The following is a 25,694-nucleotide window of genomic DNA, read 5'->3' on the forward strand; positions in this document are numbered from 1 at the left end:
GACGGACGAAAGGGCCCCGTGGCAGTCGCCACGGGGCCCTTCGACCGCTCCCGGCCCTTCTCGGGCACGGGCTCAGTCCTCGTCGGCCAGGATGAGGTAGAGCTTCTTGCGGGCCTCGTTGATCACGCCGACGGCCTTCTTCCGCTGTTCGGCGCTGCCGGCCTTCCAGACCTGCCCGAACGCCTCCATCAGACCGAAGCCGGCCTGCCGGATCTCGTTCATGGCCTCCCAGTCGACACCGCGCCCGGCGTCCTCCCAGGGCGCGTCGGGGCCCTGTTCGGCCTCGGCGCGTCCGGTGTCGGTGAGCGTGAACAGCTTCTTGCCGCCCTCGCTCGCGCTGGTGATCAGGCCCTCGTCCTCCAGCATCTGGAGGGTCGGGTAGACCGAGCCGGGGCTGGGCCGCCAGGCCCCGTCGCTGCGCTCGCCGATCTCCCTGATCATCTCGTAGCCGTGCATCGGGCGGTCCTTGAGGAGCGCCAGGATCGAGGCACGCACGTCGCCGCGCCGCGCCCGCCCCCGGCCGCCCCCGTGACCGCGTCCGCCACCGAAGGGGCCACCGCCGCCGAAGCCCGGCCCGAAGGGACCGAACGCCGCGCGTCGTCCTTCGAAGTCACCGCGAGGCCCGGGGCCGCAGCCTCCACGGCCGGCTCCGTGTCCGTTTCCGTACTCGTGTCCATGTGAACGCATCGCAACGCTCCTTCCATCGGGATTCATTCGCTGAACTGTCGCGATGCCTCAACGATATATCGGAACTGTTCGGCGAGCAAGCATTCCGACTGGAGGGCCCCTGACCGGCGACTCCCCCACACACGGCTCACGACCGAGCGGCTCCGCCCGTCTCCGCCGCCGAGCGCACCCCAGCGCTCATCCGCCCAGGTCGTGAGCCCACAACCGAAAGGGCGCGGTGCGCGCCCGGTCGGTCCAGTTCCCCGCGATTGGCCTTGGCCCGCCAGAATCCGCCCCCGGTACGGTCGGCGCCATGAGGATCCGAATCGTCGACGCCTTCACCGACCAGCCCTTCTCCGGCAACCCGGCCGGAGTCCTGCTCCTGGACTCCTTCCCGGACGACGCCTGGCTCCAGCGGGTCGCCGCTGAGGTCAACCTCTCCGAGACGGCCTTCGCCCACCCGCTGCCCGCCGGCGGCGAGGCCGACTGGGCCCTCCGCTGGTTCACCCCCACCACCGAGGTCGACATGTGCGGCCACGCCACGCTGGCCACGGCCCACGTCCTGCACTCCACCGGTACGGCGAGCGGCCCCGTCCGCTTCGCGGCCCGCTGCGGCCTCCTCGGCGCCACCGCCGAGACCGACGGCACGATCACGATGGACTTCCCGACCTCCTCCCTCACCCCGGTCCCCGTCCCGGACGGCCTGGAGAAGGCGCTCGGCGCCGAGGTCGTCGCCGTCCACGACACGGCCGACCACATCGGCGACCTCGTCGTCGAACTCCGCGACGAGGCCACCGTGCGCGCCCTGGCGCCGGACCTCGCGGCCCTGATGGCCCTCTCGACCCGCGGCATCATCGCCACCGCCGCCGCCCAGCAGCCGGACGGCGGCTACGACTTCGTCTCCCGCGGCTTCTTCCCCGCCGTCGGCATCGACGAGGACCCGGTGACCGGCAGCGCCCACACCGCGCTCGCCCCCTACTGGTCGGCCCGGTTCGGCCGCGACGACCTGGCCGGCCTGCAGGGCGGCGCCCGCACCGGCATCGTCCGGACGAGGCTGCGTGGCGACCGCACCCTCCTGAACGGTCACGCCGTCACGGTCATCGAGGGCGACCTGCACGCCTGACCGCGCACTCGCGGAACGACTGAAGGGGGTACGGAGAACCGGTACCCCCTTCACTCGCACTCGGCGAAGCCGAAGCCGACACCGAGACCGCGACGCCGAGCCCGAGGCCGACCCGGAGCCCAGGCCCTCATACCGTGGGCAGCCAGCCCACCTTGCCCGCGAGGAGCCCGTATCCGACGAAGGCCACGATGTCGAGCAGCGCGTGCGCCACGACCAGCGGCCCGACCCGCCCCCAGCGCCGGTACAGCAGGACGAAGACCACGCCCATCACCACGTTGCCGACGAACCCGCCGATCCCCTGGTAGAGGTGGTACGAGCCGCGCAGCACCGAGCTCGCCACCAGCGCGGCCATCGGCGTCCACCCCAACTGCCCGAGTCTGCGCAGCAGATACCCGACGACGATGACCTCCTCCAGAACGGAGTTCTGGATCGCCGAGAGGATCAGCACCGGGTACTTCCACCACACGTCGGGCAGCGACTCGGGCACCACGGTGAGGTTGAAGCCGGTCGCCCGCGCCGCCAGATAGAAGGCGAGGCCCGCGCTGCCGATGCCCGCCGCGACCAGCGTCCCGCGACCCAGATCGGGCCAGGGCCGGGTCCGGTCGAAGCCGATGGCCCTGAGCCCCGAGCCCTCCCGCAGCAGCAGATGGGCGACGAGCAGGACCGGCACGAGAGCCGAGGCGATGCCGAAGAGCTGCCAGGACAGGTCGAGCCAGGGCCGTCCCGGCGCGTACGAGCCGTTGAGCGTGGCCGCCTGTTCCCTCAATGCCCCGGACTTGGTGAGCGAGCCGATGAAGCTGATGAGGGACGACAGGGCGCTCGCCCCGAGCGAGAGCGCGAGGACGATGAGCGTCTCGTTGCGCAGCACTCGGCGCGAGAGCCCGTCGGGAGGCAGGGAAGCGTCACTCACTCGTTGGTCCGACACCACACCTGTCTCCACTTCCCTGTCGCGCACGGACGCCGTTCCGGCGGCATCCCGATCACTGTGCCATGATCGGCCACCGCCTCCGCCCGCGACCCCGGGAGCCGCGCTCAGTCGATCCCGACGGGCCAGGTGTGCACCGGCTCCCCCGCGTGCATGAGGCTCCGGTAGCGGCGGGTGGTCGCCGCGAGCGCCGCCTCCCGGTCGAGGCCCGCCTCCAGCGCCTTGTGGAAGGTGTCGGCCTGCCAGGAGGCGCCGTTCATCCGCCGCAGACAGCGCTGTTCGATCACGCCGAGGTAGAAGTCACGGTCGGCGGGTTCGATGTGCCAGGCGTCGAGCCCGGACGCCGCGAGCGGCAGCAGTTCGTCGAGGACGAGCCGCACCGCGGGGACGGTCGCGACGCCCCCGGCCCGGCCGGAACGGGGCCATCGCAGCTCCGCCTCGATGCCGTGCCGGCAGGCCGTGTCGAAATTGGCCTCCGCGTCCTCGAAGGCCATGCGCTTCCAGACGGGCCGGGGGTCGTCGGCGAGGGACCGGACGAGGCCGTAGTAGAAGGCCGCGTTGGCGATGACGTCGGTGACGGTCGGCCCGGCCGGCAGGACCCGGTTCTCGACGCGCAGATGGGGGACGCCGTCGACCCAGCCGTACACGGGCCGGTTCCAGCGGTAGACCGTGCCGTTGTGCAGGACGAGCTCCTGGAGGCGCGGGACCCCGCCCCGGTCGAGGACGAGGAGCGGGTCCTCCTCGTCGCAGATCGGCAGCAGCGCGGGGAAGTAACGCAGGTTCTCCTCGAAGAGGTCGTACACCGAGTCCACCCACCGCTCCCCGAACCAGGTGCGCGGCCGGACGCCCTGGGCCTGGAGTTCGGGCGGCCGGGTGTCGGTGGCCTGCGTGAACAGCGGCGGGCGGGACTCGCGCCACAGTTCACGGCCGAAGACGAAGGGGGCGTTGGCGCCGAGCGCGATCTGGACCCCCGACACCGCCTGGGCCGCGTTCCACACGGCGGCGAAGCGGGCCGGTGTGACCTGGAGGTGGAGCTGGACCGAGGTGCAGGCCGCCTCCGGGACGATCGACTCCGAGGTGCACTGGAGCCGTTCCACCCCGTGGATGTCCAGGGTGAAGTTCTCGCCCCTGGCCGCGAGGATCTGGTCGTTGAGCAGCGTGTAGCGGTCCGCGGAGGAGAGGGTCCCGGGCACCAGGTCGTCCTGGGTGAGGGTCGGCAGTATGCCGATCATGACGACACCCGCGTCGAGTTCCGCGGCCTTGCGGTCGGCGTATCCGATTCCGGTGCCGATCTCCTCCGCGAGCCGGTCGAATACGCGCCCGTCGAGCTGGTGCGGCGCGATGTTCACTTCGAGATTGAACATTCCGAGTTCCGTCTGGAAATCGGGACTTGCGATCTTTTCGAGAACCGGCCCGTTCAGCATGCGGGGCAGTCCGTCGGCACCGGCCAGATTGAGTTCGATCTCCACGCCCATGAGATTCCGTGGACGGTCGAACCTCTTCTCCGCCAGAAGCCTCGCGAGCCCCGCGAGGCACTGCTGGAGCTTTCTCCGGTACTGCTGCCGGTCGGACGGGCCGAACCCGTCGGCCACGACCTTCTCCCCCATCGAAGCGTCCCTCCGCGATTGGGCGGCCGCCAGGACGGCCGCGCGTCACGGACGATGATGCCCACCCCGCTGATCCACAACGCCTGCGAAGGAGGGCCGTCGGAGGATAGGCTGGATGCTGTGCCCCACCGTCACATCCCAACGGCACGGAACAATCGACATATACCAATGTCCTATTGTCCCGGAACCGGGGGCATGAATTCAGCCGACCGGCTTCGCAAGGAATACGCAGGTGGGAGCGCCACCACCCCTGGATTCCGCTTCTACGGCCCTTGTTTTACGGCTTGATGACTCCTTGCCAGGAATATCGCCGACGTCTAGCGGAAACACTCCGTGAACACGTGTCGTATAAACTCCGCGGACGAGGCAGAGTGTTGGCGCCCGGTCATGGCCTCATGGCCCTCCTCTGGCCCCGCCGCCGACAGCGCCGTCGTACCTGCCCACGCGTCACCGTGTCTCCTGAGTGAGAGGCGACCCACCATGCTCCGACCCTCCCCGGCCCCTGCGCCGGCCCTCCGCAGTGTCCTCGCGGCCCTCGGCTCACCGACCGCCGTCCGCGAGGCGCGAACTCCCGCCCTGCGGGCCGCGCAGGGACCACTGAGCCCCGAACTCCCCCTGCCCGTGCACGTCCTCGGCGTCGCCGGGACACCCGGACAGGCCCCTCGCACCCGCCTCGCCGGCTGGCGCTTCCTGATCAGGAACGGGGGCCGGGCCATCGCCGCCGCGGACACCATGCTGACCCCGGACGGCTGGTCCTTCTCGCACTTCTTCGAGGGGCCCTACGTCACCGCGACGGAGCGGGCGCTGCTCCAGGCCGAGGCACTGCCCGGCCCGTACCAGCCGCGGCTGCTCTCCGTACCGGAGCTCTACATGCTCACCCTCTGGCTGCACGCCGACCCGGAGGCGGACGGCTCCACCACCACCCCGGCGGAGGCGGATCTCATGGTGCCGCTGGCACCCGCACCGCCGGGGATCGCGGCACACCGCCCGTACCAGGTCGCCGATCTCCTGCCCGTGCTCAGTACGCGCCTCGCGCCGCCGCCCCTCCTGGGCTCGGCGGCGCCCGCCTGATCCACCGCACGGGCGTCACCGCCCCGTGACCCGCCCGGGTCACGGGGCGCACTGCTGTCCGAGAACCGGGCCCGAACGCATCGCCCGAACACCCCTCCCGGACGGACTAGCCCACTGGGACCACTCCGAACCACCCAAAGAGACGGTGCAGTTGACCTGAACCGCCCCTGCGGGTGATGCGTCTTCCCAGGAAAGGACGAGCTGCCGCGAAATCCCTGCGGAAGACCGTCCATGGGGCAAGACTGGGAGAGGAACCGAACCGACCGACGGGGGCGGCGATGAGCGCGAAGAGCCGCAGGACATCCACTACGACGCAGCGAAAGAACCCACCCATGTGCCAGCACCAGCCTGCCTGTCCCACCGCCGACTCCGCCGACCGTGAGGCGGCCCGACTGATGGCACACCACCCGGAACAGGGCTGGAGCCTGCTGTGCAACGGCGTCCTCCTCTTCGAGGACACCGGCGAACTGCTGCCGGACGGGCAGATCATCGCCCCGCACCGGCCGTTGTCCGCGGGGCAGGTGACGACCGCCGCCTGACGGCACGCGCACCGCCGAGGGCCGGCCCGGAGACGTGCTCCGAACCGGCCCTCGATTCACACGCGACCGTCGTACGCGGCCACGATCGTGCTCAGTTGTCGTACTCGTCCAGCGGCGGGCAGGAGCAGACCAGGTTCCGGTCGCCGAAGGCACCGTCGATGCGACGGACCGGCGGCCAGTACTTGTCGGCGGCCGAGACACCGGCCGGGAAGACGGCCTCGTCCCGCGTGTAGGCGTGGTCCCACTCGCCGCCCAGCGCGGCCGCGGTGTGCGGGGCGTTGCGCAGCGGGTTGTCCTCGGCGGGCCACTGGCCCGAGGAGACCTTCTCGATCTCGGCCCGAATCGCGATCATCGTGTCGCAGAAGCGGTCGAGCTCGGTCAGGTCCTCGGACTCGGTCGGCTCGATCATCAGCGTGCCGGCCACCGGGAACGACATCGTCGGCGCGTGGAAGCCGTAGTCGATCAGGCGCTTCGCGATGTCGTCGACCGTGACGCCCGTCGCCTTGGACAGCGGACGCAGGTCCACGATGCACTCGTGGGCGACCAGACCGGCCGGGCCGGTGTAGAGCACCGGGAAGTGCGGCTCGAGGCGCTTGGCGATGTAGTTCGCCGCGAGGACGGCGACCTGGGTGGCGCGCTTGAGGCCCTCGCCGCCCATGAGGCGCACGTACGACCACGAGATCGGCAGGATGCCCGCGGAACCCCACGGGGCGGCCGAGATCGGGCCGACGCCGGTCTCCGGGCCCGCGGCGGGCTGGAGCGGGTGGTTCGGCAGGTACGGGGCGAGGTGGGCGCGGACACCGACCGGGCCGACGCCCGGGCCGCCACCGCCGTGCGGGATGCAGAACGTCTTGTGCAGGTTCAGGTGCGAGACGTCGCCGCCGAAGTGACCCGGCTTGGCGAGACCGACGAGCGCGTTGAGGTTGGCACCGTCGACGTACACCTGACCGCCGGCCTCGTGGACCTCGGCGCAGATGTCGGCGACGTGCTCCTCGAAGACGCCGTGCGTCGACGGGTAGGTGATCATCAGCACGGACAGCTCGTCGCGGTACTGCTCGATCTTGGCACGCAGGTCCGTGACGTCGACCTCGCCGTCGTCGGCGGTCTTGACGACGACGACCTTCATGCCGGCCATCACCGCGGAGGCGGCGTTGGTGCCGTGCGCGGAGGACGGGATGAGGCAGACGGTGCGCTGCTCGTCACCATTGGCACGGTGGTACGCACGGACGGCGAGAAGGCCGGCCAGCTCGCCCTGCGAGCCGGCGTTCGGCTGGATCGACACCTTGTCGTAGCCGGTGACCTCGGAGAGGCGCTCCTCCAGCTCGGTGATGAGCGTGAGGTAGCCCTGCGCCTGCTCGACCGGGGCGAAGGGGTGCATCTGACCGAACTCGGGCCAGGTCACCGACTCCATCTCGGTCGTCGCGTTCAGCTTCATCGTGCAGGAGCCGAGCGGGATCATGCCGCGGTCGAGCGCGTAGTCGCGGTCGGCGAGCTTGCGCAGGTAGCGCAGCATCGAGGTCTCGGAGCGGTGCGCGTGGAAGACCGGGTGGGTCATGTACGCGTCGGAGCGCAGCAGCCCGGCGGGCAGCGTGTCCTCGGTGGTGGCGTCCAGGGCCTCGATGTCGGCGGTCACGCCGAAGGCGCCCCACACGGCAGCGAGCTGGGCGCGCCCGGTGGTCTCGTCGCACGACATGGACACGTGGTCCGCGTCGACGCGGAAGAGGTTGACACCGGCCTCACGGGCGGCGGCCACGACCGCGTCGGCCTTGCCGGGCACACGGGCGGTGAGGGTGTCGAAGAAGGCACCCTGGGTGAGCTCCACGCCCCCGGCGGTGAGGCCGGCGGCCAGGATCGCGGCGTACCGGTGGGTGCGGCGCGCGATGCCCTGCAGCCCCTCGGGGCCGTGGTACACGGCGTACATACCGGCCATGACCGCGAGCAGCACCTGAGCGGTACAGATGTTGCTGGTGGCCTTCTCGCGGCGGATGTGCTGCTCGCGGGTCTGGAGGGCCAAGCGGTACGCGCGGTTGCCGTCGGCGTCGACGGAGACACCCACGAGACGGCCGGGCAGGGAGCGGGCGTGCTTGTCCTGGACGGCCATGTAACCGGCGTGGGGACCGCCGAAGCCCATGGGAACGCCGAAACGCTGCGTCGTACCGACGGCGATGTCGGCGCCGAGCTCACCGGGCGAGGTGAGCAGGGTGAGCGCGAGCAGGTCGGCGGCGACGGTGACGATCGCACCGAGCTCGTGAGCGGCGTCGATGAGCGGCTTGATGTCCCGCACGGCACCGGAGGCACCGGGGTACTGGAGGAGCACACCGAAGACACCGCGCTCGGCGACCTCGGCGGGGATGCCTTCGCTCAGGTCGGCGACGACGACCTCGACACCGGTCGGCTCGGCGCGGGTCTCGATGACGGCGATCGTCTGCGGCAGGGCGTCCGCGTCGATGAGGAAGACACCGTTCTTGACCTTGCCGACGCGCCGGGCGAGGGCCATGGCCTCGGCGGCGGCGGTCCCCTCGTCGAGCAGCGAAGCGCCGGAGGTGGGCAGACCGGTCAGGTCGGCGACGACGGTCTGGAAGTTCAGCAGCGCCTCGAGGCGCCCCTGCGAGATCTCCGGCTGGTACGGCGTGTACGCCGTGTACCAGGCGGGGTTCTCCATCACGTTCCGGAGGATCACCGGCGGCGTGAAGGTCCCGTAGTAGCCGAGACCGATCATGGGCGCGAGGACCTGGTTGCGGTCGGCGAGCGTGCGCAGCTCGGCGAGCACCTCGGCCTCCGTGCGCGCGGCCGGCAGGCCCAGCGCCTCGGTGTTCTTGATGACGTCCGGCACCGCGGCGGCCGTGAGCTCGTCGAGGGAGCCGTAACCGACCTGGGCGAGCATCTTGGCGCGCGCCTCGGCGTCGGGCCCGATGTGCCGCTGCTCGAACGGGATGCCCTGTTCGAGTTCGGAGAGCGGAATGCGGTTGGCGGTCATGTACGGAGGCCTCCTGGTCGTCACGACCTGCGAGGGGCACCACGGCGCGGGTACCCGGACGGCCTCCCCCTCTGTCATCTCAACCTGAGAGTTTCACCGGCACGCCTAGGGCACGCCGGCTTTCACCGTCGGTGAGAGCGCATGCCGTGGACACCGCTCTGCTTTCCAGAGTGACCTCGTCCGCGCGGTACAGGGGCCTGAGAGATTCCGGGGAGGATTTGCTCCTTCGGCGCCCTCCGGAAGGTTTCTCCGGGGGACTCTCCCGCACAGGGTCGACAGCCACAGCCAGCCTACCAGCGCGGTTGCGGCTTCCATCGCTCAAGTGGCCGACATCCCAGTTGTGCACTTTCGTAGGGGTGTAGAGCAGTTGCGACCAGTTGGAGGGACCGTGCAGACCGATATCGATCCGCGCAGCCTGATCGGCCGCAAGGCGTACGACCGGAACGGACACAAGATCGGAACCGTGGACGAGGTGTACCTGGACGACGCGACCGGCATCCCGGAATGGGCAGCGGTCCGCACGGGCCTGTTCAGCCGGGACGCCTTCGTCCCGCTCGAACCGAGCGAATTGATCGACAACGGCCTCCACATCCCGTACGAGCGAGCCCTGATCAAGGACGCGCCCGACTTCGGCGTGGGCCGCCATCTCTCCCCGGAACAAGAGCTCCAGCTCTACCGCCACTACAGCCTCGCCCTTCCCCCACCCCCCACGGACACCCCGGACACGGACTTCGGCCACCTGGCAGGCCAGTAACGGCCCACAGCCCCCTCCCCCGGCGGGGGGCAGAGCCCTGCCGGGACCAACGAAGTCCCGCCCCCGGGCGGGCCCATCGGCTCACCCGGCCAGAACCACCCCTCGATCCGGCCCGGCCGCCAGGCCGGGCACACCCCTGACGCCCGGCCGCCACCCCCCTCACCCCCGGTCCACCAACGGCAACGGCTCCCCCGGCTCGAGATCCGGATCGTCCACCGCGAAGGTCCGCACCCGCCCCGGCGCCGACCCCGGCTCCTCGAACCGCACGGTCACGCGTCCGACCCCGCTCCCCTGCACCCACCCCGCGCCGTACACGGCATGCCGCACGTCATGCCCGGGCGTCCAGCGCCGCTCCACGGGCTCAGGCGCCTCAGGCTCGACGGGAGCGGTCACCGCCGGCACGACAGGCACGGAGGACGCGGAGGACACGCCGGCACCCGCCTCGCCCTCCGCGCCCACCACCGAAGCCGCGGCAGCAGCGGCGGCCTCCGCGGCCGCCCCCTCCGCCTGAGCGAACAGATCCTCCTGCGTGTAGTCCGCGAGCCCGCTCACCCCGACCCCCAGCAACCGCACACCCCCGGTCGTGTCCACCGCCTCCAGGAGCCGCCCCGCCGCTTCCCGCACCACCCCCGGGTCGTCCGTGGGCCCCCGGAGCGTCTCGGACCGCGTGAGCGTCGAGAAGTCGAAGCGCCGCACCTTGAGGACGATGGTCCGCCCGGAGTGCCCGGAGGCCCGCAGTCTCCCCACGCACCGCTCCGCGAGCCGTTCGACCTCGACCCTGATCCGCACCCGGTCGTGCAGGTCCACGTCGAACGTGTCCTCGACCGAGACCGACTTGGCGTCCCTCTCGGCCACCACAGGCCGATCGTCGTACCCCTGGGCCATCAGGTACAGAGAGGCCCCGTGCGCCCGTCCCAGGAGCCGTACGAGCTCGTCCTCGCCCGCTTCCGCGAGATCGGACACGGTGGTCATCCCCGCCCGACGGAGGTGCTCCCCCGTCGCCGGCCCGACACCAGGCAGGATCCGCACCGAACGCGGGGCGAGAAGCTCCCGCTCGGTCCCGGGTTCGATCAGCACCAGGCCGTCGGGCTTCGCCTCCTCGGAGGCGATCTTCGCAATCATCTTGGATCCCGCGAGCCCCACGGACCCCGAGAGCCCCGTCGTCGCCAGGATGTCGACCCGCAGCCGCTCACCGGCCGCTCGCGCGCTCGCACTGTCGTCGGCCACGCCCCCGGCCTCCAGGTCGACGAAGGCCTCGTCGAGGCTGAGCGGCTCCACGAGCGGGGAGAGCCGTCCGAGCAGCTCCATGACCTGCTCGCTGATCGACCGGTAGAAGGAGAAGCGGGGCACGAGGTAGGCCGCGTTCGGCGCGAGCCGCCGCGCCTGGCCCATGGGCATGGCCGAGTGGACTCCGAACCGGCGCGCCTCGTACGAGGCGGTGGCGACCACACCCCGGGGCCCGAGACCCCCGACGACCACGGGCTTTCCGCGCAGACTGGGCTTCGACGCCTGCTCGGCGGCGGCGAAGAAGGCATCCATGTCGAGATGCAGGATGGTGGGCGCGGCTCTCACACGTCCGATGCTCCCTCACACCACTGACAACGGGCCCCACCACACCGCACGGCCCGAGCCCCCGACCGGAACACCGCGGCGGACCGAGACGCCTAACCCGACCAGGCACCGCGGCCGGACCGAGGCGCCCCACCGGACGGGCCTCTCAGACCGCCCGGTCCCGCCGCCTGCGCGCCAGCTCGTCCCCCGGGTTGTGCCCCACGAGCGTCTCGCCCGTGTCGACCCGTTCGCCGTGCAGCTGCGAGAGCGCCGCCTCGACGTCCCGCCAGACCACCCCGACGGCGATGCCGAAGACACCCTGCCCGCCCTGGAGCAGGTCGACGACCTCGTCCGGCGAGGAGCACTCGTACACCGTGGCCCCGTCGCTCATGAGCGTCATCCGCTCCAGATCGCGGAAGCCCCGCGCGCGCAGGTGCTGCACCGCGGCCCGGATGTTCTGGAGTGCGACCCCGGTGTCGAGGAAACGCTTGACGATCTTCAACACGACGACGTCGCGGAAGCTGTAGAGCCGCTGGGTCCCGGACCCGTACGCGGGCCGCACGCTGGGCTCCACGAGCCCCGTGCGTGCCCAGTAGTCCAGCTGTCGATAGGTGATCCCCGCCGCCGCGCAGGCGGTGGGGCCGCGATAGCCGACCACCTCGCCCGCCACGCCGGCACCTGCGCCGGAGGCATCCCCCGGCCCTGGGGCCGAACCCGCCCCCGAACCGACGTCCATACCGGTACCCCTACCCGTACCGAAGTCGCCCACACTGCCGTGAAGCGGATACGGACCGCTCTCTCCGGACACGCGTCCGAGCGAGCTCCCTGCCGTACCGTCCGCGCTGCTCATCACGCCGACCCTCCGTCCTTGACCTGCCCACACGAAGGTAGGCAGTCACTCGGGGTGCGTCAACGATCGCCACACTCGGCACGCCGAGTGATAATCACCCTGAGAGTGGTTTCCCGTCTCTCTCGCCGGGGAAAGGCTACTCGAATGCTCTGACAGCACCCCGCGAACGGCCGGTGGCCGCGCCGCGTCGGCTCACTGACTGTTGGTCCCGAAATCCTCCGGTGAGATCTGGTCGAGGAACTCGCGGAACTTCTCCACCTCGTCCTCCTGCTCGTCCGGAATCGCGATGCCGGCATCGTCCAGCACACCGTCACTGCCGTAGATCGGCGTTCCGGTCCGAAGGGCCAGTGCTATCGCGTCCGAGGGCCGCGCGCTCACCTCGACACCGCTGGCGAAGACCAGTTCGGCGTAGAAGACCCCGTCACGCAGATCCGTGATGCGGACTTCGGTGAGTTCCTGCCCCACAGCCTCCAGCACGTCCTTGAAAAGGTCGTGCGTCAGCGGCCGCGGAGGGGCCATCCCCTGCTGGGCGAAGGCGATCGCGGTAGCCTCACCCGGTCCGATCCAGATGGGGAGGTACCGATCGCCTCCCACTTCACGCAGGAGCACGATCGGCTGGTTGGAGGGCATTTCCACCCGGACACCCACAACGTCGAGCTCGTTCACACAGCAACCCTAGGACGTGCCCGACCGGTTTGGATAGTCGGGCCCTCCCAAGCGGGCCCCCGGACAGCCTCCGGCTCACCGCGAACCGGGCGTCGATCCGGCACGAACCCGCCCCGGAGAGCCCCTCACGGACTCACTGCGACCGAATGCCCAGCGCCGTCTGTACGAGTGCGGCGTGCAGTCGCACCGACTGTGCGGCGAGTTCCTGCGCGGTGGCCTCCGCATGGGCCCTGGTCTGCGGGTTACGGTGCCGGCGCAGCGGCGCGACGACCTGCTCGATCAGTCCGGCCTCGCGGTCCGCGGCGGCCTTGACGGCCCTCAGGTGCCGGGGTTCGAGGCCGAAGCGCCCCAGATCCGCGACGAGCCGCGCGACGGTCACGGTCTCGGGGTCGTAGCCGCCGCCGTCCGTCTCGGAGATCAGTCCGTACGACTCCCATTCCAGGAGCTCGGTCTCGGTGACCTCGGCCGCGGCCAGCAGTTCGGCCCGCCCGATCCGGGCGGCGGTGGGCGGCTCGGCATCCTGCTCCCAGGCCCCTTCGAGCAGGTCCCGCCGACGCCCGGGGGCCGGGAGCTTGATCTGCTCTCCCCTGGCGAGGGCGTCGAGGTGCTCACGGATGACCTTCAGCGGAAGGTAGTGGTCCCGCTGCATCCGCAGGATCTGAGCGAGCCGCTCGACATCCTGCGGGCTGAACTTCCGGTACCCGGAGGCCGTACGTCGGGGCTCCACGAGCCCCTCGGCCTCCAGGAACCGGATCTTGGAGATGGTCACTTCGGGAAATTCGTCGCGCAGCTGGTTCAGCACCGTGCCGATGCTGACCAGCCGGTCGCCCGCGGTGGCGGTGCCGGATCCGGCACCGCCCGTCGGTGTTCGCAGCATGGACCTTCCCTGAAGGCTTCTCCGAGGCGCTACATGCCCCGCTGGCTGGAGTAGAAGACCAGGCGGTACTTACCGATCTGCACCTCGTCGCCGTTCGACAGGACGACCGATTCGATCGGCTCGCGGTTGACGTACGTGCCGTTGAGGCTGCCGACGTCGGCGACGGTGAAGCTGCCGTCCTGGGCCCGCCGGAACTCGACATGGCGCCTGGAGACCGTGAAGTCGTCCAGGAAGATGTCGCTCTGCGGGTGACGGCCGGCCGTCGTCAGCTCACCGTCGAGGAGGAACCGGCTGCCGGAGTTCGGCCCGCGACGCACCACGAGGAGCGCGGAACCGGACGGCAGGGCCTCGACGGCCGCCAGCGCCTCCGGAGAGAGCGAGGGCAGCTGGGTCTGGCCGGTGACCTCCGCGTCGTAGGCCTCGAGGCCCGAGATGGAGATCGTGGACGTCGTCTCGGAAGCGCGCTCGGGGGCGACTCCGCCCCGCAGCGGCGTACCGCAGTGGGAGCAGAAACGGCTGTCCGCCGCGTTGCGATGACCGCACCTCGTGCACACCGGCATGGACGCATCCTCCTGCCGCGGCTGCCCCGCGGAGGTCTGTGTCGCGTACGGATCGGGGGTAAACCCTCCACCCGTACCTGAGGTTGATGGTTCCCCGAAACCTATGCGGGCGGCCCCGGCGGGGTCAACAGACGACGCGCCGTACGCGCCCGGAGCCTCACCGCCCTGGCCGCCGACCTCGTCGCGGAAGAGCGGGCGCTCGCCGCCCTGCTCCTCGCTCTGGGCGTGGCGAGACGCGCGGTGCTTGGCGTTACCGTCGTCCTCGCGTCCGCTCTTGCCGAACAACTTCGCAAAAAAACTCACGGGCGATTCCCCTTGACCGAAACAGACCCGCCCGTGGGGCAGGACGAACCGAGATCCATCACACCTGCCGACCCGGACACCTTCACAACGTCCGTATCCTCCGGACAGTTTCCACCACGCACCACCGATGTGGTGCGCCGACCCCCCGCAACGTCTTGCGCTTGTCGCGGGACCCCCCTGTGTCTCCCTCTCACTGCGAGGACGACTGAGCGTAGTCAGGCCGCTTCGCGGGTCGCAAGGCGTCGACGACGATCTTCGCCGACCGCTCCACCGTGGCCGTGGCCTGCTCCTTCTCCAGGGTCTGCACGACACCGCCGGGGATGTTGAGCGCGGGCTCGAGATCCTCCGGCTTGCCGATGACCTTGAAGACGTACGGAGCGGTCACCTTCGTTCCATCGATTCGCATGTCATCGCCGCCACCGGTGAAATAACTGTCCGCGACCACCCGGACACCGTTGACCTGGATCGCCTCGGCGCCCGCGGCGCGCAGCTCCTGGATGGCGTCGAGCAGCATGTCCGACTCGACGGCCCCGCTCGGGTCGCCGACGGTCAGCGTGATGCCGGGTCCCTCGGCCGCGACGGTGCCGGCCAGGATCCCGAGCTGCTGCTCCTTCTCCTGGGTCTGCTTCCGCGCCTCCTCGGCCTGGTCCGAGCTGGACTCCAGCTCGGTGCGCTGCTTCTCCAGGCGGGACTTCTCGTCCTCCAGTCGCTGCGTCCGGTCGTCGAGTTCGTCGAGGATCCGGACCAGGTCCTCCTGGCGCGCCCCGCGCAGCGCACTGTTGTCGCTGGTCGAGGAGACCTGGATGGCCAGGCCGAGACCGAGGACGAACAGCAGCAGCGCGACGACGAGTTGGGCCCGGGTCACCCGGGGCGGCCACAGCGCGGAGGCGAGCCGCCGACGCCCGCTCTGCTCGGCCGCGGGAGCGACCGGCGGCACGGGGACGCGGACGCCGTGGTCCGCGGTCGCGTCATGGACGGAGTCTGAGGGCCCCTCGGGCTCCCCCGCCGTACCGCCCCGCGCGGGCTCGCCGACGCCCTCGGGCCTCCCGGCGCTCTCGGACCTGTCGGCACTCTGCGGCTTCCCGGGGCCTCCCGGCTCCCGCTCGTTCCCGGAGTTCGAGGGAATCGACGGGTTCGACGGATTCGGGGAGTTCGCGGGGCCCGGAGAGTTCTCGGGGTCCCGGGGGTCCCGGGGGTCCCGGGCGTTCTCGGAGTTCTGCGGGTTCTCGCTCATCGGCCTCACGCCCGGAAGACATGGCGCCGGATGGCGGCCGCGTTGGAGAAGATCCGGATGCCCAGGACGACGACCACACCGGTCGACAGCTGCGCGCCCACGCCCAGCTTGTCGCCGAGGAAGACGATCAGGGCGGCCACGACCACGTTGGAGAGGAACGAGACCACGAAGACCTTGTCGACGAAGATCCCGTCGAGCATGGCCCGCAGACCGCCGAAGACCGCGTCGAGGGCGGCGACCACGGCGATCGGAAGATAGGGCTCGACCACCGCCGGAACCTCGGGGCGGACCAACAGTCCGACCACGACTCCGACGATCAGGCCCAGTACGGCGATCACGATGTGCCCTTCCCTGTGTCGGCCGTGGCCCGACCGGACGGCGTCGCCGCCCCGGCCCCCCTCGGCTCTGCGGTACGTACGGTCAGGCTCGGCGCGGCCGGCAGGCGTACGTCGCCCTCGGCCGTGATCCCGCTCCTGATCCCGAAGTTCTCCACCAGCGCGTGCAGATACTGCCCGTCGGCGCTGTCCTGGAACGCGGTGCTCAGCTTCTGTCCGTCCCCGATCGCGAGGATGGTGTACGGCGGCACCAGCGGCTTGTTGTCGACCAGTATGGCGTCGCCCGCGGCCCGGATCGCGGACAGCGAGGTGAGCCGCTGACCGTTGATGGCGACCGCCTCGGCGCCGGATTCCCACAGCCCGTTGATGACGCGCTGCATGTCCCGGTCGCGTACCCGGCCCGTGTCGGAGAAGCCGCTGCTCTCCCGCGGCCCGCCTCCCCCGGTGTCGGTGTTCTTGGCGTCGTTGACGACGAGTTTCACGCCGGGGCCGTGCACGGGCGTCGCGCCCGAGAGGAGCCCCACGAGCTCGGCCTGGTCGCCGCCGTGCTGCTGGAGTGCCTGCCGCTGGCGTTCGCCGACCTCGGACCGGATCCGCTCGACGTCCTGCTCCAGCTGCTCGGCCGAGGACGTCTCGCCCTCGATCCGGTCGATCAGCTCCTGCCGCTCCTTGGCGACGACGGGCGCGGAGATCCGCGCCTCGGCCGCACCCACGGTCACGACGGCGGCGGCGAGCAGCAGGCCGGCGGCGACACCCAGCTTGGCCCGCAGGCTACGGGGCAGCCCACCGCCCTCGGCCGCGCGCCGGGCGGTCGCCTCCGCGTAACCGTCGTCGAGCGCGTGGTCTATCACGTTGTTCAGCAGCGACATGGACGCGTCCGGGCGCGGCGGCGGTGATCCGGTGCTCCGAACGGGGGGCTGCTGCGACATGCCGCACATCGTCGCACGTCGCACGGCCTACCGCCGAATGGCCCCTCCAGCCGGCGGGGAGGCACCGCGTGGGTGCTCCCCGCCGGCCGGTCCGATCCGCTCAGCGACCTGCGCTGTCGACCACTTCGGCCCACTCGTCGAGCAGGGCCTGGGCGGAGGCGTCGTCCGGTCCCTCGGCCCACAGATGGGTGACGGCCTCGGCGGGGTCGGGCAGCACCATCACCCACCGCCCGTCGGCCTCGACCACCCGCACGCCGTCGGTGGTGTCCACGGAGCGGCTGCCCGCCGCCTCCACCACCCGGCGCATCACGAGCCCCTTCACGGCCCACGGCGTCGCGATGTCCCTCTTGAGGACGTGCGCCCGCGGAATCCGCGCGTCGATCTGGCTCAGCGTGAGCTGGGTCCGCGCGACGAGACCGATGAGCCGCACGAAGGCGGCGGCACCGTCGAAGACGCTGCTGAACTCGGGCACGATGAATCCGCCACGCCCGTCGCCGCCGAAGATCGTCGACTCCTCCCGCCCGACCCTCGTGAGGTCGTCCGGCGAGGTCGTCGTCCACTCGACCTGCGTGCCGTGGTACGCGGCGACCTGCTCGGCGATCCGTGTGGTCGTCACCGGCAGCGCGACCCGACCCGACCGCCGCTCGGCCGCGACCAGATCCAGCATCACCAGGAGCGCCCGGTCGTCCTCGATGATCCGTCCCCGCTCGTCCACGAGCGAGAGCCGCTCACCGACGGGGTCGAACCGCACGCCGAAGGCGGCCCGCGCCGAGGCCACGATCTCCCCGAGTCGTACGAGCCCGGCCCGTCGGCTCTCGACCGACTCGGTGGGTCTGGACTCGTCGAGCCCGGGGTTGATGGTCAGCGAGTCGACCTGGAGCCGTCCGAGGAGGCTGGGCAGTACGAGCCCGGCGCTGCCGTTGGACGCGTCCACGACGACCTTGAGTCCGGCCTCAGCGATTCCGGAGGTGTCGACGTTGCGCAGCAGGGAGCCGGTGTACGAGTCGAAGACGCTCGCCGGGAAGGAGAGGTCGCCGATCTCTCCGGGGAACGCACGCCGGTACTCCTGCCGGGCGAACACCCGGTCGAGCTTGCGCTGCCCGCCCTGCGAGAGGTCGGCACCCCGCTCGTCGAAGAACATGATGTCGACCGAGTCGGGCACTCCGGGCGAGGTCCGCACCATGATGCCGCCGGCGCTTCCCCGCGCGGTCTGCTGCCGCGCCACCGGCAGCGGCACGTTCTCCAGGTCCCGTACGTCGATGGCACTGGCCTGCAGCGCCGAGATCACCGCCCGTTTGAGGGCTCGGGCACCCCTGGAGTGGTCACGGGCCGTGGTGACGGTCGAGCCCTTCTTCAGGGTCGTGGCGTACGCCCCCGCCAGCCGGACGGCCAGCTCGGGGGTGATCTCCACGTTGAGGATGCCGGAGACCCCTCGGGCCCCGAAGAGATGGGCCTGCCCTCGGGACTCCCAGATGACCGAGGTGTTGACGAAGGCGCCGGCCTCGATCGTCTTGAACGGGTAGACCCGCACGTTGCCCTGCACGATCGATTCCTCACCGATCAGGCACTCGTCCCCGATGACGGCTCCGTCCTCGATCCGGGCGGCCCGCATGATGTCGGTGTTCTTCCCGATCACGCAGCCGCGCAGATTGCTCTGCTGTCCGACGTAGACGTTGTCGTGGACGACGGCCTTGTGCAGGAAGGCGCCGCTCTTGACGACGACGTTCGAGCCGACGACCGTGTGCTCACGGATCTCGGCGCCCGCTTCGACCTTGGCGTAGTCACCGATGAAGAGCGGTCCCCGCAGCACGGCGTCGGGGTGGACCTCGGCGCCTTCGGAGATCCACACACCCGGCGAGATCTCGAAGCCGTCGATGTCGACCTGGACCTTGCCTTCGAGGACGTCCGCCTGGGCCTTCACATAGCTCTCGTGGGTGCCCACGTCCTCCCAGTAGCCCTCGGCGACATAGCCGTAGATCGGCTTGCCGTCCTTCATCAGCTGCGGAAAGACATCACCCGACCAGTCGACCGACGCATCGGCCTGGACGTAGTCGAAGACTTCGGGCTCCATGACGTAGATGCCCGTGTTCACGGTGTCGGAGAAGACCTGGCCCCAGGTGGGTTTCTCCAGGAAGCGCTCGACCTTGCCCTCTTCGTCGACGATCGTGATGCCGAATTCCAGTGGATTCGGCACTCGGGTGAGACAGACCGTGACGAGGGCGCCCTTCTCCTTGTGAAAGGCGATGAGATCGGTGAGATCGAAATCGGTGAGCGCGTCCCCCGAGATGACGAGGAAGGCGTCGTCCTTCAACGCTTCCTCGGCGTTCTTCACGCTTCCCGCGGTACCGAGTGGTTTCTCCTCGTTGGCATACGTGAGCTCCATCCCGAGCTCCTCGCCGTCGCCGAAGTAGTTCCTGACGAGTGAGGCGAGAAACTGCACGGTGACGACGGTCTCGTTGAGACCGTGCCTCTTGAGCAGTCGTAGGACATGCTCCATGATCGGCCGGTTCACCACCGGCAGTAGAGGCTTGGGCATGCTCGAGGTCATGGGGCGAAGGCGTGTTCCTTCGCCACCGGCCATCACAACGGCCTTCATGTCGGAAGCGTCCTCCTTGAAGAGACGACGGTCCTGCCGACTTCACCTGTCCGCTCAGTGGCCCTCGGACGTCCACGTTGTTGCCGGCGACGCTGCTCGGCACAGGACGGACGGGCTCAATCGGCCGCGGTATCCGCCTTCACGAGTCGACGGACCTGGACCACGTAGAGGATCCCTGCCCACCAATACAGAGTTGTACCCCATCCGGCGAAGGCCCACCCGAAAACTTCAGCGAGTGACGAAAGCCAGCCCGTTCCGTCACTGAGAAGCAGCAACGGGAACGCGTACATCAGGTTGAAAGTCGCAGCTTTGCCGAGGAAGTTCACCTGCGGCGGCGGGTAACCGTGCCGCCGGAGGATTCCCACCATCACGAGGAGCATGGCCTCGCGCGCCAGGAGGGCCGCGGTCAGCCACCACGGCAGGATCTCGCGCCAGGTGAGGCCCACGAGAGTGGACAGGATGTACAGCCGGTCGGCGGCGGGATCGAGCAGCCGGCCGAGGTTGCTGATCTGGTTCCAGCGCCGTGCCAGTTTGCCGTCGAGATAGTCGCTGACGCCGCTGAGCATCAGGACGAGAAGCGCCCAGCCGTCACTGTTGGGGCCACCGAACTCCGGACGGAGAATCAACCACAGAAACAGCGGCACGCCGGCGAGGCGCGCCATGCTGAGAATGTTGGGGATGGTGAGGACCCGGTCGGTCTGAACGCGGGTCTCCTGGACCTCCACCCGGGGGCCTCCTGCTGGGAACGTACGGACGATGCCCCCTGACCTTACCCTCAGCCACGACACCCCGATGCACAGGGGCAGCCGGCCGGGCCCAGAACGCAAAAATGCCTCAACCCCCGGACATGGTCCGGGGGTTGAGGCTAAAAATTGTTCGGCGGCGTCCTACTCTCCCACAGGGTCCCCCCTGCAGTACCATCGGCGCTGAAAGGCTTAGCTTCCGGGTTCGGAATGTAACCGGGCGTTTCCCTAACGCTATGACCACCGAAACTCTATGAAGTTAACCAACCGGATATCGGCACAGTTCGTTACTTCAGAACTAACACAGTGGACGCGAGCAACTGAGGACAAGCCCTCGGCCTATTAGTACCGGTCAGCTCCACCCATTACTGGGCTTCCACATCCGGCCTATCAACCCAGTCGTCTACTGGGAGCCTTACCCTCTCAAGGAGGTGGGAATACTCATCTCGAAGCAGGCTTCCCGCTTAGATGCTTTCAGCGGTTATCCCTCCCGAACGTAGCCAACCAGCCATGCCCTTGGCAGGACAACTGGCACACCAGAGGTTCGTCCGTCCCGGTCCTCTCGTACTAGGGACAGCCCTTCTCAATATTCCTGCGCGCGCAGCGGATAGGGACCGAACTGTCTCACGACGTTCTAAACCCAGCTCGCGTACCGCTTTAATGGGCGAACAGCCCAACCCTTGGGACCGACTCCAGCCCCAGGATGCGACGAGCCGACATCGAGGTGCCAAACCATCCCGTCGATATGGACTCTTGGGGAAGATCAGCCTGTTATCCCCGGGGTACCTTTTATCCGTTGAGCGACGGCGCTTCCACAAGCCACCGCCGGATCACTAGTCCCGACTTTCGTCCCTGCTCGACCCGTCGGTCTCACAGTCAAGCTCCCTTGTGCACTTACACTCAACACCTGATTGCCAACCAGGCTGAGGGAACCTTTGGGCGCCTCCGTTACCCTTTGGGAGGCAACCGCCCCAGTTAAACTACCCATCAGACACTGTCCCTGATCCGGATCACGGACCGAGGTTAGACATCCAGCACGACCAGAGTGGTATTTCAACGGCGACTCCACCATGACTGGCGTCACGGCTTCAAAGTCTCCCACCTATCCTACACAAGCCGAACCGAACACCAATATCAAACTGTAGTAAAGGTCCCGGGGTCTTTCCGTCCTGCTGCGCGAAACGAGCATCTTTACTCGTAGTGCAATTTCACCGGGCCTATGGTTGAGACAGTCGAGAAGTCGTTACGCCATTCGTGCAGGTCGGAACTTACCCGACAAGGAATTTCGCTACCTTAGGATGGTTATAGTTACCACCGCCGTTTACTGGCGCTTAAGTTCTCAGCTTCGCCCTGTCGAAACAGAGCTAACCGGTCCCCTTAACGTTCCAGCACCGGGCAGGCGTCAGTCCGTATACATCGCCTTACGGCTTCGCACGGACCTGTGTTTTTAGTAAACAGTCGCTTCTCGCTGGTCTCTGCGGCCACCCCCAGCTCACGGAGTAAATCCGATCACCAGACGTGGCCCCCCTTCTCCCGAAGTTACGGGGGCATTTTGCCGAGTTCCTTAACCATAGTTCACCCGAACGCCTCGGTATTCTCTACCTGACCACCTGAGTCGGTTTAGGGTACGGGCCGCCATGAAACTCGCTAGAGGCTTTTCTCGACAGCATAGGATCATCCACTTCACCACAATCGGCTCGGCATCAGGTCTCAGCCTTAATGTGTGACGGATTTGCCTATCACACGGCCTACACCCTTACCCCGGGACTACCACCGCCCGGGTTGGACTACCTTCCTGCGTCACCCCATCGCTTACCTACTACCACCTTGGGTCAGCGGCTCCACCACTTTCCTTTCCCCGAAGGGTCCGGAACGGCTTCACGGCCTTAGCATTAATGGGCTCGATACTGGGCGTTTCAAAGCGGGTACCGGAATATCAACCGGTTGTCCATCGACTACGCCTGTCGGCCTCGCCTTAGGTCCCGACTTACCCTGGGCAGATCAGCTTGACCCAGGAACCCTTAGTCAATCGGCGCACACGTTTCTCACGTGTGTATCGCTACTCATGCCTGCATTCTCACTCGTGAACCGTCCACAACTCGCTTCCGCGGCTGCTTCACCCGGCACACGACGCTCCCCTACCCATCACAGCGGGCGTTGGCCCTCATGCTGCAATGACACGACTTCGGCGGTACGCTTGAGCCCCGCTACATTGTCGGCGCGGAATCACTTGACCAGTGAGCTATTACGCACTCTTTCAAGGGTGGCTGCTTCTAAGCCAACCTCCTGGTTGTCTCTGCGACTCCACATCCTTTCCCACTTAGCGTACGCTTAGGGGCCTTAGTCGATGCTCTGGGCTGTTTCCCTCTCGACCATGGAGCTTATCCCCCACAGTCTCACTGCCGTGCTCTCACTTACCGGCATTCGGAGTTTGGCTAAGGTCAGTAACCCGGTAGGGCCCATCGCCTATCCAGTGCTCTACCTCCGGCAAGAAACACACGACGCTGCACCTAAATGCATTTCGGGGAGAACCAGCTATCACGGAGTTTGATTGGCCTTTCACCCCTAACCACAGGTCATCCCCCAGGTTTTCAACCCTGGTGGGTTCGGTCCTCCACGAAGTCTTACCTCCGCTTCAACCTGCCCATGGCTAGATCACTCCGCTTCGGGTCTTGAGCGCGCTACTGAATCGCCCTGTTCGGACTCGCTTTCGCTACGGCTTCCCCACACGGGTTAACCTCGCAACGCACCGCAAACTCGCAGGCTCATTCTTCAAAAGGCACGCAGTCACGACCCATTGAGTAAACTCAATGAGCGACGCTCCCACGGCTTGTAGGCACACGGTTTCAGGTACTATTTCACTCCGCTCCCGCGGTACTTTTCACCATTCCCTCACGGTACTATCCGCTATCGGTCACCAGGGAATATTTAGGCTTAGCGGGTGGTCCCGCCAGATTCACACGGGATTTCTCGGGCCCCGTGCTACTTGGGTGTCTCTCAAACGAGCCGTCAATGTTTCAGCTACGGGGGTCTTACCCTCTACGCCGGACCTTTCGCATGTCCTTCGCCTACATCAACGGTTTCTGACTCGTCTCACAGCCGGCAGACTGTGAAAGAGAGATCCCACAACCCCGCATGCGCAACCCCTGCCGGGTATCACACGCATACGGTTTGGCCTCATCCGGTTTCGCTCGCCACTACTCCCGGAATCACGGTTGTTTTCTCTTCCTGAGGGTACTGAGATGTTTCACTTCCCCTCGTTCCCTCCACATGCCCTATGTGTTCAGGCATGGGTGACAGCCCATGACGACTGCCGGGTTTCCCCATTCGGAAACCCCGGATCAAAGCCTGGTTGACGGCTCCCCGGGGACTATCGTGGCCTCCCACGTCCTTCATCGGTTCCTGGTGCCAAGGCATCCACCGTGCGCCCTTAAAAACTTGGCCACAGATGCTCGCGTCCACTGTGTAGTTCTCAAGCAACGACCAGCCACCCATCACCCTGATCCATAAAGAATCAAGTTCACTGGGGCCGGCATCGCGAAGATACAAACCTTACGGCCGTACCCTCAGATACCCAACAACGTGCCAAGCACGACCCGTCGGCCCATCATCACGTTCCACGCCGAAGCAGTACTTGTGAAGTGATCCTCGAGATCGTGCCAACTAATCAACGTTCCACCCATGAGCTGACCGTGCAGAACATTTGCCTGCAATCGGTACTGTGCTCCTTAGAAAGGAGGTGATCCAGCCGCACCTTCCGGTACGGCTACCTTGTTACGACTTCGTCCCAATCGCCAGTCCCACCTTCGACAGCTCCCTCCCACAAGGGGTTGGGCCACCGGCTTCGGGTGTTACCGACTTTCGTGACGTGACGGGCGGTGTGTACAAGGCCCGGGAACGTATTCACCGCAGCAATGCTGATCTGCGATTACTAGCAACTCCGACTTCATGGGGTCGAGTTGCAGACCCCAATCCGAACTGAGACCGGCTTTTTGAGATTCGCTCCGCCTCGCGGCATCGCAGCTCTTTGTACCGGCCATTGTAGCACGTGTGCAGCCCAAGACATAAGGGGCATGATGACTTGACGTCGTCCCCACCTTCCTCCGAGTTGACCCCGGCGGTCTCCTGTGAGTCCCCATCACCCCGAAGGGCATGCTGGCAACACAGGACAAGGGTTGCGCTCGTTGCGGGACTTAACCCAACATCTCACGACACGAGCTGACGACAGCCATGCACCACCTGTATACCGACCACAAGGGGGGCACTATCTCTAATGCTTTCCGGTATATGTCAAGCCTTGGTAAGGTTCTTCGCGTTGCGTCGAATTAAGCCACATGCTCCGCTGCTTGTGCGGGCCCCCGTCAATTCCTTTGAGTTTTAGCCTTGCGGCCGTACTCCCCAGGCGGGGAACTTAATGCGTTAGCTGCGGCACCGACGACGTGGAATGTCGCCAACACCTAGTTCCCAACGTTTACGGCGTGGACTACCAGGGTATCTAATCCTGTTCGCTCCCCACGCTTTCGCTCCTCAGCGTCAGTAATGGCCCAGAGATCCGCCTTCGCCACCGGTGTTCCTCCTGATATCTGCGCATTTCACCGCTACACCAGGAATTCCGATCTCCCCTACCACACTCTAGCCTGCCCGTATCGGATGCAGACCCGGGGTTAAGCCCCGGGCTTTCACACCCGACGTGACAAGCCGCCTACGAGCTCTTTACGCCCAATAATTCCGGACAACGCTTGCGCCCTACGTATTACCGCGGCTGCTGGCACGTAGTTAGCCGGCGCTTCTTCTGCAGGTACCGTCACTTTCGCTTCTTCCCTGCTGAAAGAGGTTTACAACCCGAAGGCCGTCATCCCTCACGCGGCGTCGCTGCATCAGGCTTTCGCCCATTGTGCAATATTCCCCACTGCTGCCTCCCGTAGGAGTCTGGGCCGTGTCTCAGTCCCAGTGTGGCCGGTCGCCCTCTCAGGCCGGCTACCCGTCGTCGCCTTGGTAGGCCATTACCCCACCAACAAGCTGATAGGCCGCGGGCTCATCCTTCACCGCCGGAGCTTTCAACCAGCTCCCATGCGGAAGCCGGTGTTATCCGGTATTAGACCCCGTTTCCAGGGCTTGTCCCAGAGTGAAGGGCAGATTGCCCACGTGTTACTCACCCGTTCGCCACTAATCCACCCCGAAGGGCTTCATCGTTCGACTTGCATGTGTTAAGCACGCCGCCAGCGTTCGTCCTGAGCCAGGATCAAACTCTCCGTGAATGTTTACCCGTAATCGGGTGACACTCGCGTTGAGCGGGACAGTCATGCCGGAATAAGGCCGACTGTCCACAGCGTCCTCGCTGTGTATGTTGCCTGCAGAACCACAAGGGCCCGCAGGACTTTCAAAGGA

The 25,694-nt window shown here is 67.6% G+C and carries 18 protein-coding genes, 3 rRNA genes and 1 riboswitch; of the genes, 4 read left to right on the forward strand and 17 right to left on the reverse strand.

The features are described 5' to 3' along the window. Nucleotides 1–72: 72 nt before the first annotated feature. Nucleotides 73–687 (reverse strand): PadR family transcriptional regulator, encoded by a 615-nt coding sequence (locus tag OG392_RS06300; protein ID WP_329276486.1) that lies wholly within the window; start codon nt 685–687, stop codon nt 73–75. Between the two features lie 292 nt (nt 688–979). On the opposite strand from OG392_RS06300, the gene OG392_RS06305 reads away from it, so the two are divergent. Then, complete coding sequence (locus tag OG392_RS06305) at nt 980–1,789, forward strand: PhzF family phenazine biosynthesis protein (protein ID WP_329276487.1); 810 nt, start codon at nt 980–982, stop codon at nt 1,787–1,789. Nucleotides 1,790–1,916: 127 nt separating this feature from the next. Here the strand turns inward: OG392_RS06305 and OG392_RS06310 are convergent, their stop codons facing one another. Together OG392_RS06310 and OG392_RS06315 are read right to left on the reverse strand one after the other, a co-directional pair. Then, nucleotides 1,917–2,699: a CPBP family intramembrane glutamic endopeptidase gene (locus OG392_RS06310; protein WP_329276488.1), complete on the reverse strand. Its 783-nt coding sequence runs from the start codon at nt 2,697–2,699 to the stop codon at nt 1,917–1,919. Between the two features lie 122 nt (nt 2,700–2,821). Further along, nucleotides 2,822–4,321: a glutamate--cysteine ligase gene (locus OG392_RS06315; protein ID WP_329276490.1), complete on the reverse strand. Its 1,500-nt coding sequence runs from the start codon at nt 4,319–4,321 to the stop codon at nt 2,822–2,824. A gap of 480 nt (nt 4,322–4,801) precedes the next feature. Here OG392_RS06315 and OG392_RS06320 point away from each other — a divergent pair, with 480 nt between their 5' ends. Together OG392_RS06320 and OG392_RS06325 are read left to right on the forward strand one after the other, a co-directional pair. Beyond that, entirely contained in the window at nt 4,802–5,392 is a 591-nt protein-coding gene (locus tag OG392_RS06320) for a hypothetical protein (RefSeq protein ID WP_329276492.1), read from the forward strand. Nucleotides 5,393–5,724: 332 nt separating this feature from the next. Continuing rightward, nucleotides 5,725–5,931, forward strand: coding sequence for a DUF5999 family protein (locus OG392_RS06325; RefSeq protein ID WP_329276494.1), 207 nt, complete (start codon nt 5,725–5,727; stop codon nt 5,929–5,931). 91 nt (nt 5,932–6,022) lie between these two features. On the opposite strand, the gene gcvP is transcribed toward OG392_RS06325, so the two are convergent. Further along, on the reverse strand, nt 6,023–8,908 hold the full coding sequence (gene gcvP / locus OG392_RS06330; RefSeq protein WP_329276496.1) for an aminomethyl-transferring glycine dehydrogenase: 2,886 nt from the start codon (nt 8,906–8,908) through the stop codon (nt 6,023–6,025). 175 nt (nt 8,909–9,083) lie between these two features. After that, nucleotides 9,084–9,183, reverse strand: a riboswitch (glycine riboswitch). Between the two features lie 113 nt (nt 9,184–9,296). Here gcvP and OG392_RS06335 point away from each other — a divergent pair. Then, entirely contained in the window at nt 9,297–9,662 is a 366-nt protein-coding gene (locus tag OG392_RS06335; RefSeq protein WP_073901970.1) for a PRC-barrel domain-containing protein, read from the forward strand. A 159-nt stretch (nt 9,663–9,821) separates the two neighbouring features. On the opposite strand, the gene OG392_RS06340 is transcribed toward OG392_RS06335, so the two are convergent. From OG392_RS06340 to OG392_RS06400, 13 genes are all read right to left on the reverse strand, one after another. Then, on the reverse strand, nt 9,822–11,234 hold the full coding sequence (locus OG392_RS06340; RefSeq protein WP_329276501.1) for a DNA polymerase IV: 1,413 nt from the start codon (nt 11,232–11,234) through the stop codon (nt 9,822–9,824). A gap of 145 nt (nt 11,235–11,379) precedes the next feature. Next, a complete protein-coding gene (locus OG392_RS06345) occupies nt 11,380–12,063 on the reverse strand; it encodes a MerR family transcriptional regulator (RefSeq protein WP_329276503.1) in 684 nt (227 codons plus the stop codon). 192 nt (nt 12,064–12,255) lie between these two features. Further along, nucleotides 12,256–12,729, reverse strand: a complete 474-nt coding sequence (locus tag OG392_RS06350) for a bifunctional nuclease family protein (RefSeq protein ID WP_015032172.1) — start codon at nt 12,727–12,729, stop codon at nt 12,256–12,258. 133 nt (nt 12,730–12,862) lie between these two features. Next, nucleotides 12,863–13,606 (reverse strand): transcriptional regulator FtsR, encoded by a 744-nt coding sequence (ftsR, locus tag OG392_RS06355; RefSeq protein ID WP_329276505.1) that lies wholly within the window; start codon nt 13,604–13,606, stop codon nt 12,863–12,865. Between the two features lie 29 nt (nt 13,607–13,635). Then, nucleotides 13,636–14,598 carry an FHA domain-containing protein gene (locus OG392_RS06360; protein WP_329287099.1) on the reverse strand — a complete coding sequence of 321 codons (963 nt, stop codon included), beginning with the start codon at nt 14,596–14,598 and terminating at the stop codon, nt 13,636–13,638. Between the two features lie 61 nt (nt 14,599–14,659). After that, complete coding sequence (locus tag OG392_RS06365) at nt 14,660–15,703, reverse strand: DUF881 domain-containing protein (RefSeq protein WP_443054691.1); 1,044 nt, start codon at nt 15,701–15,703, stop codon at nt 14,660–14,662. Nucleotides 15,704–15,708: 5 nt separating this feature from the next. After that, nucleotides 15,709–16,041: a small basic family protein gene (locus OG392_RS06370; RefSeq protein WP_015032176.1), complete on the reverse strand. Its 333-nt coding sequence runs from the start codon at nt 16,039–16,041 to the stop codon at nt 15,709–15,711. Further along, entirely contained in the window at nt 16,038–16,967 is a 930-nt protein-coding gene (locus OG392_RS06375; RefSeq protein WP_329276508.1) for a DUF881 domain-containing protein, read from the reverse strand. Before OG392_RS06375 ends, OG392_RS06370 begins: the two co-directional genes overlap by 4 nt. Before the next feature lie 100 nt (nt 16,968–17,067). Beyond that, on the reverse strand, nt 17,068–19,563 hold the full coding sequence (locus OG392_RS06380) for a mannose-1-phosphate guanyltransferase (RefSeq protein WP_329276510.1): 2,496 nt from the start codon (nt 19,561–19,563) through the stop codon (nt 17,068–17,070). A 116-nt stretch (nt 19,564–19,679) separates the two neighbouring features. After that, nucleotides 19,680–20,288, reverse strand: coding sequence for a CDP-alcohol phosphatidyltransferase family protein (locus OG392_RS06385; protein WP_189831299.1), 609 nt, complete (start codon nt 20,286–20,288; stop codon nt 19,680–19,682). A gap of 149 nt (nt 20,289–20,437) precedes the next feature. Then, nucleotides 20,438–20,554 (reverse strand): 5S ribosomal RNA (gene rrf / locus OG392_RS06390). Between the two features lie 74 nt (nt 20,555–20,628). Continuing rightward, a 23S ribosomal RNA gene (locus OG392_RS06395) occupies nt 20,629–23,750 on the reverse strand. 288 nt (nt 23,751–24,038) lie between these two features. Further along, a 16S ribosomal RNA gene (locus OG392_RS06400) occupies nt 24,039–25,564 on the reverse strand. Together the 16S, 23S and 5S rRNA genes form the textbook arrangement of a ribosomal RNA operon. Between the last annotated feature and the right edge of the window lie 130 nt (nt 25,565–25,694).

The organism is Streptomyces sp. NBC_00691, from assembly GCF_036226665.1.
Lineage (GTDB): Bacteria > Actinomycetota > Actinomycetes > Streptomycetales > Streptomycetaceae > Streptomyces.

Bases quoted from the DNA above. Each gene is read 5' to 3' on its own strand.
- OG392_RS06300 (WP_329276486.1), bottom strand. From the start codon at position 687: ATGCGTTCACATGGACACGAGTACGGAAACGGACACGGAGCCGGCCGT.
- OG392_RS06305 (WP_329276487.1), top strand. From the start codon at position 980: ATGAGGATCCGAATCGTCGACGCCTTCACCGACCAGCCCTTCTCCGGC.
- OG392_RS06315 (WP_329276490.1), bottom strand. From the start codon at position 4,321: ATGGGGGAGAAGGTCGTGGCCGACGGGTTCGGCCCGTCCGACCGGCAG.
- OG392_RS06320 (WP_329276492.1), top strand. From the start codon at position 4,802: ATGCTCCGACCCTCCCCGGCCCCTGCGCCGGCCCTCCGCAGTGTCCTC.
- OG392_RS06325 (WP_329276494.1), top strand. From the start codon at position 5,725: ATGTGCCAGCACCAGCCTGCCTGTCCCACCGCCGACTCCGCCGACCGT.
- gcvP (WP_329276496.1), bottom strand. From the start codon at position 8,908: ATGACCGCCAACCGCATTCCGCTCTCCGAACTCGAACAGGGCATCCCG.
- OG392_RS06345 (WP_329276503.1), bottom strand. From the start codon at position 12,063: ATGAGCAGCGCGGACGGTACGGCAGGGAGCTCGCTCGGACGCGTGTCC.
- ftsR (WP_329276505.1), bottom strand. From the start codon at position 13,606: ATGCTGCGAACACCGACGGGCGGTGCCGGATCCGGCACCGCCACCGCG.
- OG392_RS06365 (WP_443054691.1), bottom strand. From the start codon at position 15,703: ATGAGCGAGAACCCGCAGAACTCCGAGAACGCCCGGGACCCCCGGGAC.
- OG392_RS06375 (WP_329276508.1), bottom strand. From the start codon at position 16,967: ATGTCGCAGCAGCCCCCCGTTCGGAGCACCGGATCACCGCCGCCGCGC.
- OG392_RS06380 (WP_329276510.1), bottom strand. From the start codon at position 19,563: ATGAAGGCCGTTGTGATGGCCGGTGGCGAAGGAACACGCCTTCGCCCC.